Below are 11,666 nucleotides of genomic sequence, written 5' to 3' on the forward strand. Positions count from 1 at the left end.
GGCTGGAGTCTATCCAGCCCCGGCGCCGAACTCACCCTCGATTACGCGCCGAAGGTCGTAGCCGGCGCGCGCCGGGCTTAGGGCATGAGCCTTACCTGGGCAGGTCGAACACCAGCACCTCCGCGTCGGCACCGCCGGAAATCTCCAGCTGCGCCACGTCGCGGATCTGCAGCGCGTCGCCGCCCGTCAGCGCCTGGCCGTTGACCGTCAGCGCGCCGCGCACCAGGTGCACATAGGCGATGCGGCCGGCGGCCAGCGCCAGCTCGGCGCTTTCGGCGCCGTCGAACAGACCGGCGTAGAGCCGGGTATCGGCATGGATGCTGACCGAGCCCTCGGCACCGTCCCGCGAGGCCACCAGGCGCAGCCGGCCGCGCTTGTCGGCCGCATCGAAATGCTTCTGCTCATAGCCGGGCGTCACGCCGCGCTGGTCCGGCATGATCCAGATCTGCAGGAAATGGGTCGACCCGCTCTTCAGATTGTTGAACTCGCTGTGCATCACGCCGGTGCCGGCGCTCATGCGCTGCACGTCGCCCGGGCGGATCACGCCGGCATTGGCGCCACCGGCATGGCCGTTGCCCATGCTGTCCTTGTGCGCCAGCTCGCCGTCCAGCACATAGCTGATGATCTCCATGTCGCGGTGGCCATGGGTGCCGAAGCCGGTGCCCGCAGCGATGCGGTCCTCGTTGATCACGCGCAGCGGCCCGAAGCCCATGCGCTTGGGATCGTAGTAGTCGGCGAACGAGAAGCTGTGGAAGGATTTCAGCCAGCCATGGTCGGCATAGCCACGGTCGGCGGATTTGATCAGTTCAAGCATCATGCGCTCCTTGTGTTGGGCACCGATCGGCGCCATGGGGTCAATGTAGGAGCGCCACCGCGTTTCACCGCCCAGGGCGCGTGAAGCCAGCATTCAAATAAGATGAAAGGTCTACCGGTTCACCCGACAATTCCACTCCACCATCCCTGCCGATGTCCATCGCCGATAAACGCCGCGTCCTGACCCCCGAAGCCCTGGCCATGATGGACAGCATCGCCCGCGCCGGCAGCTTTGCCGCCGCGGCGCGCGAGATGGGCAAGGTGCCCTCGGCCCTGACCTACAGCGTGCGCCAGCTGGAGGACGCGCTGGACGTGCTGCTGTTCGACCGCCGCTCGCGCCAGGCCGAGCTGACCGCGGCCGGCCAGGAGCTGCTGGTCGAGGGCCGGCGCCTGCTGCAGGAGATGGACGCGGTGGCGAACCGGGTGCGCCGCATCGCCACCGGCTGGGAAAGCGAGCTGACCATCGCGGTCGACGACGCGATGGCGCGGCGCGCGCTGTTCGACCTGATGGAGGCCTTCTACCAGCTGCCGGTGGATGACACGCCGGGCGCCGAGCTGGGGCCCCCGACGCGCCTGAAGCTGCGCATCGAGGTGCTGTCCGGCACCTGGGAGGCCCTGCTGTCCGGCCAGGCCGACCTGGCCATCGGCACCAGCGCCCAGCCGCCGGGCGCCTCGGTGTTCTGCGAGCTGCTGGGCGATATGGAGATGGTGTTCTGCGTCGCCCCGCACCACCCGCTGGCGCGCGAGAGCGCGGGCATGCTGTCGGCGGCCGAGATCGCCCAGCACCGCATCATCGCGGTGGCCGACAGCGCCCGCACCCTGGCGCCGATGACCGTCGGCGTGATGCCCGGCCAGGAGGTGCTGACCGTGCCCTCGATGGCCACCAAGCTGGAGGCCCTGATGCGCGGCCTGGGCTGCGGCTCGCTGCCGATCTCGATGGTGCGCCGCCATATCGAGGCCGGCCGCCTGGTGGCGCCGCCCACCTATCAGGAGAAGCGCGTCTTCCCGATGCACTATGCCTGGCGCAACACCGGCCAGCCGCCGGCCAAGGCCCTGGCCTGGTGGCTGTCGCAGCTGCAGAGCGCGAAGACCCGCAAGGCACTCGTAGAGCAGCACGAGGGCCTTCTCCTCTGATGACGGACTACATCGGCAGGTTCGCCCCCTCGCCCACCGGCCCGCTGCACGACGGCTCGCTGGTGGCCGCGCTGGCCAGCTGGCTGGATGCACGCGCCCATGGCGGGCGCTGGCTGCTGCGCATCGAGGACGTAGATAGCCCGCGCTGCGTGCCCGGCGCGGACGAAGTGATCCTGCGGCAGCTGGCGGCCCTGGGCCTCGTGCCCGACGAACCGCCGGCCTGGCAGTCGCGGCGCGGCGCGCTCTACGCCGCGGCGCTGGAGCGGCTGCGGGCCGCCGGATTCGCCTACCCCTGCGCCTGTTCGCGCAGGGACATCGACCTGGCGCTGGCCGCCGCCGGCCTCGACCATCAACGCCATGGCGAGCGCGTCTACCCCGGCACCTGCCGCCATGGCCTGGGCGCCCGGCCGGCGCGCGCCTGGCGGCTGCTGACCGCGGGCGCCGGCCGCATCGACTGGCAGGACCGCCGCCTGGGCGCACAGCACCAGGACCTGGAGGCCGAAGTGGGCGATTTCGTGCTGAAGCGCGCCGACGGCCTGTGGGCCTACCAGCTGGCCGTGGTGGTGGACGATGCGGACCAGGGCGTCAGCGACATCGTGCGCGGCGCGGACCTGGCCGACAACACGCCGCGCCAGCTGTTCCTGCAGCGCCTGCTGGCGCTGCCCCGGCCACGCTATCTGCACACGCCCCTGGTGCTGGCCGCGGACGGCCAGAAGCTCTCCAAGCAGAACGGCGCGCGAGCGCTGGACCTGGCGCACCCGCTGGAGACGCTGCGCGCCGCAGCGCTGCACCTGGGCCTGCGGCTGCACGCCGCCACCCCGGCCGAGGCCCTGGCCGAGGGCGTGGCGCAATGGGGAGAACGGTGGCGGGATTTATGATGCCGGCCATCGCAACCAAGGATCTTCCCCATGAACACCACCGCCAGCGGCCTGCAATTCGATGACACCAAGGTCGGCACCGGCGCCGAAGCCAAGTCCGGCCAGGACGTCTCGGTCCATTACACCGGCTGGCTCTACATCAAGGACGGCGAAAACTGGAAGAAGGGCAGCAAGTTCGATTCCAGCAAGGACCGCGGCGAGCCCTTCGACTTCGAGCTCGACGGCGGCATGGTGATCCGCGGCTGGGACGAGGGCGTGCAGGGCATGAAGGTCGGCGGCACCCGCGTGCTGGTGATCCCGGCCGAGCTGGGCTATGGCGCGCGCGGCGCCGGTGGCGTGATCCCGCCGAACGCCACGCTGATGTTCGAGGTCGAGCTGCTGGGCGTTTCCGGTGGCGACGAAGCCGTCAGCCTGAACCTGACCACCACCGCCAGCGGCCTGCAGTTCGAGGACAAGATCGTCGGCGACGGCGCCGAGGCCAAGAGCGGCGCCAAGGTCACCGTGCACTACACCGGCTGGCTCTACAAGGCCGAGGGCGCCGTGCGCGGCAAGAAGTTCGACTCCAGCAAGGACCGCCGCGACCCCTTCAAGTTCCAGCTCGACGCCGGCATGGTGATCCGCGGCTGGGACGAGGGCGTGCAGGGCATGAAGGTCGGTGGCACCCGCATGCTGGTGATCCCGGCCGAGCTGGGCTATGGCGCGCGCGGCGCCGGCGGCGTGATCCCGCCGAATGCCACGCTGATGTTCGAGGTCGAGCTGCTGGCGGTCTGAGCTCGCGGCCACGCTCGCAAGAAAGGCCCTGCGGGGCCTTTTTTCATGGGCTCTTGTTCGCGGCGGCCGCCTTGGCCGCCGCCCGCAGCTCCGTCACCGGCTTGCCGCCGATGCCCCAGTTGTCGGTCTCGACCTCGTCGATGATGACGAAGGTGGTGGCCGGGTTCTTGTTGAGCACGCGCTGCAGCAACTCGGTGACGCCGGCGATCAGCTCGGCCTTTTGCGCCTGGGTGGCGCCTTCGCGGGTGATCTGGATATTGACGAAGGGCATGCTTGTCTCCTGCTTGAGTGGGGGAACCGGTGGCCCGGGTTTCAGGTCCATGACTCGGCGCGCCGCAGCAACTGCTGCGCCTCGTTGACGATGCGTTCTACCACCAAAGCGGCCGGTGGCAGATCGTGCACCAGGCCGGCAGCCTCGCCGGCGATCACCGCGGCGGTGTCGAAGTCGCCCTGGGCGCGCGCCTGGGCATAGCGCTCCGCCTCGCCGGGCAGTTCGCGCAGCAGCTCCAGCTCGCGGCCGGCCCAGCGCTGCAGATGGCTGTTGAGCAGGCAGCGGCCGGTGAACGGCGCGGGCCAGACATTGCGGCGCGACAGATCGAACACGATGCTGCGCAGGCTGTCGTCGCCGCTGGCCTGCACGATGCGCTGCTTGGCCGCGTCGAAGCCGGCCGCCTCGCTCGTGGCATAGAGCCGCGTGCCCAGCACCACGCCCGCCGCGCCCAGCATCAGCGCGGCCGCCAGCCCGCGGCCATCGGCAATGCCGCCGGCGGCCAGCACCGGCACGCCGCGCCCGGCCGCCAGGTCGACCACGGCCGGCACCAGGGCCAGCGTGCCGCGGCTGACGCCATGCCCGCCCGCCTCCGCGCCCTGGGCCACCAGCATATCGGCACCGGCCGCCAGCGCGGCGCGCGCCATCGCCTCGTTCTGCACCTGGCACACCATCAGGGCGCCGGCGTCATGGATGCGTGCCGCAAACGGGGCCGGGTCACCGAACGAGAGCCAGATCGCACTGGGCCGCGGCGCCAGCGCGATCTCCAGCAGCTCAGGCTGGCGCGCCAGGCTCCAGGTGATAAAGCCGACGCCGAAAGGCCGGCCCAGCTCGCGCGCCTGCGGCGCCAGCAGCGCCAGTTCGCGCCGCAGCCAGGCCTCGTCGCCGTAACCGCCACCCAGGAAACCGTAGCCGCCGGCCCGTATCACGGCCAGCGCCAGCCGTGCATCGGCCACCACATCCATCGCCGCCAGCACCACCGGGTGCTCGACGCCCAACAGCTTCGTCACCGCCGTGTTCAACATCGCCATGAGCCGCTCCTGAAAACCGGGTAGATCCCAGCTTAGGGCTTGCCAGCCATCTTTAAAAATGAAACATTCCGATGGCTGCAATCTCATATCAAGATCGAAAGCATCATGGACCTCATCGCCCTGAACACCTTCAGCACCGTTGCCCGGCTCGGTTCGGTCAGCGCCGCGGCGCTGGAACTGCACACCGTGCAATCGAATGTCACGGCCCGACTCAAGCAGTTGGAGGGCGAGCTGGGCGTGCTGCTGTTCCAGCGCCATAGCCGCGGCGTCAGCCTGACCGGCGCCGGCAGCCGCCTGTTGGTCTATGCGCAAAGGCTCGGCGCGCTGGCCGACGAGGCTCGGGCGGCGGTGCGCGACGATGGCGCGGTGGTGCGCGGCGGGCTGCGCATCGGCTCGATGGAAAGCACGGCGGCGGTACGGCTGCCGGGCCTGCTGGGGCCCTTCCACCAGACCTATCCCGAGGTGCAGCTGGAGGTGCGCACGGGGCCGACGGCCGAGTTGCTGGAGCTGGTGCTGGCCCACAAGCTGGACGGCGCCCTGGTGGCCGGTCCGATCGAGCATCCGGAACTGGAGGCGCTGCCGGCGTTCCGAGAGGAGCTGGTGCTGGTGCGCGCGCTGGGCAGCGCCGGGCCGACCGCCCGCCTGGCGCGGGGCGCGGCGGGCCTGACGGCCATCATGTTTCGCCAGGGCTGCTCCTATCGCCAGCGCCTGGAGGAACAGTTCGCCTCGCGCGGCTGGCTGCCGTTCCGGCGCCTGGAATTCGGCACGCTGGAGGGCCTGCTGGGCTGTGTCGGCGCCGATATCGGCATGACCCTGCTGCCGCGCAGCGTCGTCGAGGGCTATGGCGGCCGCGCGCTGCTGCAGGTCGAGCCCTTGGGACCGCGGCCGCTGTGGGTGGACACCTTGTTCGTGCGCCGCCGCGACGCCCCTCTGGGCCGCACCTTGCGGGCCTTCGCCGACCGGCTGGCGGCGGCGCGCCCTCAGCCCGCGGCCGAGTCGCCCCCCGCCATCACGGCCAGATAGGCCGCAAGGAACTCTGCCGGCATGCGGCGCGGCCGGCCGCTGGCGATCTCGATGCAGACCAGTTCCCAGCGTCCGCGCAGCACGGTGGCGCCGTCGCGGTCGCGGCGCAGCTGGAAGCGCCGCTCCATCGAGAGCTTGCCGTCGCTGCCGGTCAGCCAGGTGCCCAGCAGCAGGGCCTCGCCCGCGAAGGAGGGCAGCAGGTAGTCGTAATGCCCCGCGCGGATCGCCATCGCGCGGTCCAGCCGCCGGTAGTCGGCCAGGCTCAGGCCCAGCGCCTCAGAATGCGCCCAGGCCACCTGCTCGCACCACTGCACATAGACCGCGTTGTTGGTATGGCCCAGGCCGTCGATATCGGCCGGCTGCGGGTTCAGGGCCAAGGTAAACGGCGCCGGATGGTCCCATCCCTCCTCCATCGCCGGCACCAGCCCAGCGACGCCCGAGCATCCGGCTTCGCCGGTGCTGCGGGCGTGCCCCCTTGAGGGGGCCGGCGCAGCCGGTAGGGGGTGGGCCTCTTCAGTCATAGATCGACTTCTCGGGCCGCCGCGTGATCACCGCGATCGGCGGCGCCCAGCGCTCGCCCCTGGGCTTCTTGCTGGTCACCAGCGTGATCTCCGAAGGCTCGAACACCTCGACGTTGTGCGTGATCGGCGTGGTCAGCAGGTATTGCGCGCGGGTGCTGCGCAGGAAATGGCCGACCAGCTGGATGTTGCGCACGTCCAGGTGGGCGAAGGGCTCGTCGATGAAGACAAAGCCGCCGGGCGTCTCGTCGTCCTTCATCAGGCCCACCAGCAGGATCAGGCTCTTCAAGACCTGCTGGCCGCCCGAGGCCTCGCCGTCGTTCAGGCCCACCTCGCCCTTGCCGTCGAAGTTGAAGCGCACCTGCAGGCCGGCCTGGGCCAGCACCAGGTCGTCGTTGTCCAGATGCGGCAGCTCGGCCTGGGCCATCACGCCGGCCAGCTCGCCCAGCTCCTGCACGTTCTTCTTGTAGCGGCGCACGGTGGCGCGCAGCACGTCGATATAGCGCTCGCGCGCGTTGAAGGCGGCGATGCGCGCCATCTCGTTGCTGGCGCGGCGGTCATCCAGCTGGGTGCTCTGCTCCAGCACCGAGACGTTCATGCGCGCATGGCGCTCCTGCACCGCCGGGTCGGTTTCCCAGGTGCCATTGTTCAGGCCGGTGTCCAGCTCCTGCTGCACATGGCGGGCCGCGATCTCGGCCTGCTTGGCGTTCTCGAACTCGTCGCGCAACGCCTGGATCTTGGCGGGCAGGGTCCAGGCGGCCGGGAATTTCGCGCACGCCTCGCGCGACGCGCGCGAAGCCTGGGCCAGATCCTGACGGCGGCTCTCGTGCTCGCGCTGGCCGCGCAGCACGTTCTCCTCGCTGGTCTTGAGCCCGCCCTGGGCGGCCTCGTAGTCGCGCTCGCTGCGAGTCGCCTGGGTCAGCGCGCGGTCATGCTCGCCGTCCAGCGCGGCCATGCGGGTGGAAGCCTCGACGCGCGCCTGGCGCAGCCCGGCCAGGCGGGCGCGGCCCTCAGCGAACTCGGCCGCGCGCTCGGCCAGCTCGCGGGCGGCCTTGTGGCCCTGGGCGGCCTTCTGCGCGTCCTTCAATTGGCGCTCGACCTCGGCCTGCTCCTTGGCGATGCGGGTCAGCTCGCCGTCGTAGCGGCTCAGCTCGCGGTCCAGCGAGGCGCGGCGCGAGTCCAGCGCGGAGGCGCCGAACTGGTAGTCGCGCGCCTCCACCCAGAGGCTGCGGCCGCCGCGGCCGTCGCGGTAATAGGCGTCCGGCGTGATCCATTCGCCGCCCGCCCTGGCACCGGCCTCGGTGTCTTTCACACAGCGGATGCTGGCCAGCTGGCGCAAGAGCCAGCCGGGCAGCTTCGCATTGATGTTCAGCGCGGCCAGCAGCGAATCCTTGGGCGGCAGCTTGGGCGCCTCCTCGGCATCGGCCACCACGTAATGGCGGTAGCGCTCCTTGGCCGCCAGGCCGAAGGCGCGGCCTTCGTCGGCGCTGCGCTCCAGCACGACGACCCAGCGCGAGGGGCGCAGAAAGCCCTCGGCCGCGGCGCGCCAGGCCTCGTCGGCGATGTCGATGCAGTCGGCCAGCACATGGTGGGCAATGCCGGCCTCGTCCAAGGCCTTGCGGAAGCGCGTCACCTCGGGCGGCGGCGGCGGCAGGCGCTGGCCGGTCAGCGCGTCCAGCGCGGCCTGGGCCTTGCGCGCCTGGTCGTTCTGGCGCGTGAAGCTCTCGCGCAGTCCATGCTGCTGGCTGCTCAGGGCTTCGAGGCGCGAGCTCAGTTCGGCGCCGTCGGTCTCCACCGCGGCCAGGGCCTTCAGTTCCTCCTCGCGCTTGGCCAGCAGCTCGGCCGGGCGCTCGGCCTCGCGGGCCGCGTCGAAGGCGGCACGGGCCTGCTTGCGCTCGGCCTCCAGCTCGATGAGCCTGAGCTTGGCCGCCTCGTGCTTCTCGAAGAGGGCATGCAGCTCGGCGCGCTTGGCCGACATCTGGCGATTGTCGCCGGCGGCGAAGAGGCGCTGGCGGTGCAGCTCGCGCAGCTGCTGCGCGCTGCGCTGGCGGCTTTCGGCCCATTGCAAGACCGGCACCACCTCGGTGGCCAGGCGCTCGCGCTCCTTCAGGCGCAGCTGGTACCGCTGGTAGCTGTTGACCCGGTTCGCCAGGTCCGAGAGCTGGGCCTGGGTGTGCGACAGCTCGTGCGCGGCCGACTCGACCTCCTTCATCAGCTGCTGCTGGTGGCTGCGCGCCTGGTCGTAGCGGTCCAGCACCTCCTGGTCGCCGAACACCTCGAAGACGAGGCGCAGCAGCTCCTTCGGGGAGAGCTCGCAGAGCCGGTCGGTCTGGCCCTGCTCCAGCGCCAGCACGCGGCCGATCGCGCGGGTCAGGCCGGCGGCCTCCAGGCGGCGCTTCCAGGCCTCGATGCCCAGCCAGTCCTTCTCCGGCTTCTCGGCCAGGGCCTCGATCTCGTGCACGCCGTCCACCATCACATAGCGGCGCTGCCAGTCGCCGCCATGGCGCTCGATGCGGCAGGCCAGGGTCACCTGGTCGGCATAGAGCAGCGAGCTGGCGAAGGGCCGCGAGCTGTTCTGGCGGCCGCGCGGGCGGTTGTCCACCAGGGCGCGCAGCCAGGCCGTCTCGGCATTGGCATGGCGCGCATAGGTCTTGTAGGTGCGGCCGCCCGAGCATTCCAGGCCCAAGAGGGTGCGCATCGCATCCAGCAGGGTGGTCTTGCCCGAGCCGTTCGGCCCGGCGATCGTGATGATGGCGCCGTCCAGCGGCATAGCGACGCGCTGGCAGTAGTCCCAGTGCAGCAGTTCAAGCGATTGCAGATGAAACATGATCGGGGCTCAGGCCTTGTTCTTTTCTTCTTCTTGTTGTTCTTCGATCCCTTCTTCTTCAGGGATCTCTTCCTGCTCGGCCTCGCGCAGCTTGGCCAAGAGCGGCGCCACCGTCGGGTCGGTGCTGCGCGCCAGCACGTCGGCCAGCGCGCCGTCGAGGATGCGCGGGGCCAGCGTGTCGTAGTCCAGCAGCAGGTCCAGGAGCGGGCCCTCGGCGATGTCCTCACCGCCGCGGCGGATGATGAAGCCGTTGCGCTCCAGCAGCTTCAGGTTGGCGTCCAGGCGCATCTTCTTGCCCAGCTGGTTGCCGAAGTCGGCCAGCAGGCTGCGGTAGCTGACCGTGGGCGCGACGCTGGCGGCCAGCGGCACCGGCTTGTCGGTGGCGAAAAACTCGCCCTGCCCTTCTTCCTTGGCTTCGGCGCGCGCCACCTGGCGCTGGCGCTTGGGCAAGACGATCAGCGACCACAGCACGATCAACAGGGCTACGCCGTCGCGCGGCAGGTCCAGGTTGTTGTTGGCGGCCAGGCCGGTCTCGCCGAACACCGAGACCTCGGCCGGGCGCAGCATCGCCACCGAGATATGGTCGGCATAGAGGTTGTCGATCACCCGCATGCCCACGGCCGCCAGGCGCTGGCCCAGGGCGGCCCACAGCTCGGTGTCGATCAGGGCGCGGCGCACCAGCGGATGGTTGCGGGGCAGCCAGCGGCGGGCGAGCAGTTGCGCCGCCAGCTGGGCGGCATCGTCGAAGGCTTGTTGGCTCATGTGGGAGAAGAAACGGATTCGGATGATTCGGGAGAGGCCGGCGAGGCCGCAGGCGGCGGCTGCGGATGCTCGTCGGTGCTGTAGAGCACGCCGCGGCTCATCCATTCGACGTATTCGTCGCTCACCTCGCCCTGCTCCACCGACCAGCGCACGCGCCAGGGCTGGCGCGCCATGTCGCCGGTGGCGCCCGACAGATGCTGGGCCTGCGGGTCGCCCAAGAGCGGCAGCAGCTGGGCGCGGTAGGCCGCGCGGGCATAGCTGCCGCCCAGCACCGCCGGGGACAGGTCTTGCTGCGCATGGCCGGCCTCGGTCCAGCGGTTCAACAGCGCCTGCAGCTCGTCCATCTCGGGCGGCAGGCTCAGCACGGCCAGCTGCCCCGGCGGCGCGGCCTGGCCCGGCGGCAGGGCCATGGCCTCGGGCGGCTTGGGGCGGTCGCGCTCGAACTCGGCCTCGGTCGTGTCCAGCAGCTCATGCTGGGCCACCAGCACCGGATGCACCGGGCGCGACAGCGCGCCCAAGGAGAGGTTCTCCAGGAAGGGCACGTTCTGCAGCCAGCGCCGCACGTCGGTGGTCGTGATGCCGGTGGAGCCCAGGGTGACGCGCTGGCGGTCCGCCTGCTGCAGCGCGCGGTTGAACTGGCTGGCCATCGCCAGCAGGCGCGCCTGGGCCAGGCCCAGCTCGCGCGCCAGGCGCTCCAGCCGCGCGTTGCCGTCGGCCTCGGCCTGCTCGATGATGGCCTTCAGCGCCTCGCTGGCCTTCTCGACCAGTTTCAGCGCGCGCTCGAAGCGCTGGCGCGCGCGGCGCAGATGGAACTCCGAGCCCGAGGCGATCGCGTCGGCGAACTCGTCATACAGGCGCGAGAGCTGGGCCTGAAGATGGTGCAGCTGGGCCGGGTCCAGCGTGCCCAGCTGGTGGGCGCCGGCCACATTGGCCAGCAGGGCGGCCAGGTCGGCGTCCTGCTCCCCATTGCCCCCCTGCATCAGCGGCGACAGCAGGCCGATCAGGCGCTGGGCCAGCGGCGTGACGCTGTAGACCTGGTTCGAGCCGTCCCAGGCCAGCAGTTCGGCCTCGCGCAGGCGCTTGAGCACCAGCTCCAGCGCCTCGTCGCGCAGCGTGTGGAAATGGCGGTTCAGCGTGTCGCGCGCGACGCGCGACTCCGGCAGCGCCATCAGCTCCATGAACACCCAGGTGCGCAGCCGCACCAGGGCGGCGGGGCCATGGCACAGCGCGCGCAGCGCGGCCAGCAAGGCCTCGTTGCGCTCCAGCTGCCACCACAGCAGGGCCTCGGTCGGGGCGGCGCCCTCGCGGAAATAGTCTTCGAAGCGCAGGGCCTCGGCGGCGGTGTCGTCGGCGTTGCTGGCGTCATCGACGGGGATGACGGGCAACGCGCGAGCGCCCCGGGCCGCGCTTGCGGCGTGATCGATCATAGCCGGCGATTATCCCAGGGTAGGAGGGGTCGCTCGGCGGAGGTGCGAGCCGTTCAGGGTAGGCCGACCACCGAGCGGCCTCAACGTTCGCGCTGAGCGGGCGGCGTAGCCGTCCGCTCCAGCAAAGGGTTAAAGCGCGCGGTTTGGCAAGGTAAGTGCAACACCGTCTCCAAAGAAGGTAGGGAGCTGGCCATAGTGCAGAGACCCTCAACCG

Annotated in this window: 11 protein-coding genes and 1 pseudogene; 5 read left to right on the forward strand and 7 right to left on the reverse strand. The window is 70.7% G+C overall.

Annotated elements, in window-relative coordinates; genetic code table 11:
• Window positions 1-91: 91 nt before the first annotated feature.
• Window positions 92-814: a pirin family protein gene (locus tag AC07OQ_RS12275; protein WP_495053422.1), complete on the reverse strand. Its 723-nt coding sequence runs from the start codon at window positions 812-814 to the stop codon at window positions 92-94.
• Between the two features lie 158 nt (window positions 815-972).
• On the opposite strand from AC07OQ_RS12275, the gene AC07OQ_RS12280 reads away from it, so the two are divergent.
• The 4 genes and pseudogenes from AC07OQ_RS12280 (at window position 973) to AC07OQ_RS12295 (ending at window position 3,596) form a co-directional block, all read left to right on the forward strand.
• Window positions 973-1,947, forward strand: coding sequence for a LysR family transcriptional regulator (locus AC07OQ_RS12280; protein ID WP_495053423.1), 975 nt, complete (start codon window positions 973-975; stop codon window positions 1,945-1,947).
• Window positions 1,947-2,825 (forward strand): tRNA glutamyl-Q(34) synthetase GluQRS, encoded by an 879-nt coding sequence (gene gluQRS / locus AC07OQ_RS12285; RefSeq protein ID WP_495053411.1) that lies wholly within the window; start codon window positions 1,947-1,949, stop codon window positions 2,823-2,825. Before AC07OQ_RS12280 ends, gluQRS begins: the two co-directional genes overlap by 1 nt.
• A gap of 30 nt (window positions 2,826-2,855) precedes the next feature.
• A pseudogene (locus tag AC07OQ_RS12290) lies at window positions 2,856-3,212 on the forward strand (FKBP-type peptidyl-prolyl cis-trans isomerase); the annotation flags it as partial.
• A gap of 24 nt (window positions 3,213-3,236) precedes the next feature.
• Window positions 3,237-3,596 (forward strand): FKBP-type peptidyl-prolyl cis-trans isomerase, encoded by a 360-nt coding sequence (locus tag AC07OQ_RS12295; RefSeq protein WP_495053424.1) that lies wholly within the window; start codon window positions 3,237-3,239, stop codon window positions 3,594-3,596.
• Between the two features lie 43 nt (window positions 3,597-3,639).
• Here AC07OQ_RS12295 and AC07OQ_RS12300 read toward each other — a convergent pair whose 3' ends face one another.
• Both AC07OQ_RS12300 and AC07OQ_RS12305 read right to left on the reverse strand, forming a co-directional pair.
• On the reverse strand, window positions 3,640-3,867 hold the full coding sequence (locus AC07OQ_RS12300) for a tautomerase family protein (RefSeq protein WP_495053412.1): 228 nt from the start codon (window positions 3,865-3,867) through the stop codon (window positions 3,640-3,642).
• Between the two features lie 41 nt (window positions 3,868-3,908).
• Complete coding sequence (locus tag AC07OQ_RS12305) at window positions 3,909-4,895, reverse strand: NAD(P)H-dependent flavin oxidoreductase (protein WP_495053413.1); 987 nt, start codon at window positions 4,893-4,895, stop codon at window positions 3,909-3,911.
• Between the two features lie 105 nt (window positions 4,896-5,000).
• Here AC07OQ_RS12305 and AC07OQ_RS12310 point away from each other — a divergent pair, with 105 nt between their 5' ends.
• Window positions 5,001-5,918, forward strand: coding sequence for a LysR family transcriptional regulator (locus AC07OQ_RS12310; protein WP_495053414.1), 918 nt, complete (start codon window positions 5,001-5,003; stop codon window positions 5,916-5,918).
• On the opposite strand, the gene AC07OQ_RS12315 is transcribed toward AC07OQ_RS12310, so the two are convergent.
• From AC07OQ_RS12315 to AC07OQ_RS12330, 4 genes are all read right to left on the reverse strand, one after another.
• The gene (locus AC07OQ_RS12315; protein WP_495053415.1) at window positions 5,876-6,331 is read right to left on the reverse strand and encodes an acyl-CoA thioesterase; all 456 of its coding nucleotides are present in this window, start codon (window positions 6,329-6,331) and stop codon (window positions 5,876-5,878) included. The genes AC07OQ_RS12310 and AC07OQ_RS12315 overlap by 43 nt on opposite strands.
• A 100-nt stretch (window positions 6,332-6,431) precedes the next feature.
• The gene (locus tag AC07OQ_RS12320; RefSeq protein WP_495053416.1) at window positions 6,432-9,263 is read right to left on the reverse strand and encodes an ATP-binding protein; all 2,832 of its coding nucleotides are present in this window, start codon (window positions 9,261-9,263) and stop codon (window positions 6,432-6,434) included.
• Between the two features lie 9 nt (window positions 9,264-9,272).
• The gene (locus tag AC07OQ_RS12325; RefSeq protein ID WP_495053417.1) at window positions 9,273-10,025 is read right to left on the reverse strand and encodes a hypothetical protein; all 753 of its coding nucleotides are present in this window, start codon (window positions 10,023-10,025) and stop codon (window positions 9,273-9,275) included.
• Window positions 10,022-11,410 (reverse strand): hypothetical protein, encoded by a 1,389-nt coding sequence (locus tag AC07OQ_RS12330; RefSeq protein WP_495053418.1) that lies wholly within the window; start codon window positions 11,408-11,410, stop codon window positions 10,022-10,024. Before AC07OQ_RS12330 ends, AC07OQ_RS12325 begins: the two co-directional genes overlap by 4 nt.
• Window positions 11,411-11,666: the final 256 nt, after the last annotated feature.

The organism is Roseateles sp. GW821-FHT09B06 (assembly GCF_059418245.1).